Genomic DNA, 458 nt, shown 5'->3' with positions numbered 1-458 from the left:
AAGGAAAAAAAAGAGGAAGGGGGAGAGGGAGAAGAAAGGAAAAAAGAGAAGGAGGGGGAAAGGGAGAAAGAAGGGAAAGGGGAGGAGGAAAAAAAGAAGGAAGGGAGGAAGAGGAAGGGGGGGAAAGGAGGAAGGGAGGAGGGAGGAAAAAAGGGAGAAAAAGGAGGGGAAGGGGGGGAAGGAAGAGGAGGAGGAAAAGGAGGGAGGGAAGGAGGGGAAGAGGGGAAGGGAGGAGAGGGGAGAAAAAGAAAAGAGAGAAAAAAAGGAAAAAGAAGGAGGAGGAGAAAAAGAGGGAAGAGAAGGAGAAAAGGAAGGGAAGGGGGGAAAGAGGTGGGGAGAGGAGGGAAAGGAAGGAAAGGGGGGGAAGGGAACGGAAAAACGGCGCGGAGAAGCATAGGCAGTGTATTCAGCTGCGCCGTTTGGCCGTTCAAGTCAACAACGTGAAGGCCGTTCAAGCC

At 52.6% G+C, this 458-nt stretch carries 1 protein-coding gene; it reads left to right on the top strand.

What is annotated here, in order from left to right; genetic code table 11:
- On the top strand, window positions 1-397 hold a 397-nt coding region (locus tag ACTHUG_RS11455), incomplete at its 5' end, for a hypothetical protein (RefSeq protein WP_440422295.1).
- Window positions 398-458 lie beyond the last annotated feature (61 nt).

Origin of the sequence: Neisseria sp. P0022.S009, from assembly GCF_051956675.1 — a bacterium.
Classification (GTDB): Bacteria; Pseudomonadota; Gammaproteobacteria; order Burkholderiales; family Neisseriaceae; genus Neisseria.
This window is presented reverse-complemented; position numbering and strand designations above follow the sequence as displayed.